The following is a 347-nucleotide window of genomic DNA, read 5'->3' on the forward strand; positions in this document are numbered from 1 at the left end:
GAGAGTTGCATAGTCGACGCGAGCATTTATGGTCAAGTCCTCGGCCTATTAGTACCGGTCAGCTCCACACGTTACCGCGCTTCCACTCCCGGCCTATCAACCCGGTCGTCTACCGGGGGCCTTACCCCATCACTGGGTGGGAGACCTCATCTCAAGACGAGCTTCCCGCTTAGATGCTTTCAGCGGTTATCCCTTCCGAACGTAGCCAACCAGCCGTGCCCTTGGCAGAACAACTGGCACACCAGAGGTTCGTCCGTCCCGGTCCTCTCGTACTAGGGACAGCCTCTCTCAAGTCTCCTGCGCGCGCAGCGGATAGGGACCGAACTGTCTCGCGACGTTCTAAACCC

Annotated in this window: 1 rRNA gene (running past one end of the window); it reads right to left on the bottom strand. The window is 59.1% G+C overall.

Annotated features, from left to right (window positions below):
* Window positions 1-28: 28 nt before the first annotated feature.
* Window positions 29-347 (bottom strand): 23S ribosomal RNA (locus tag AW273_RS35725); it runs 2,713 nt beyond the window's last position.

Origin of the sequence: Herbidospora yilanensis (assembly GCF_001570565.1) — a bacterium.
GTDB classification, from domain to species: domain Bacteria; phylum Actinomycetota; class Actinomycetes; order Streptosporangiales; family Streptosporangiaceae; genus Herbidospora; species Herbidospora yilanensis.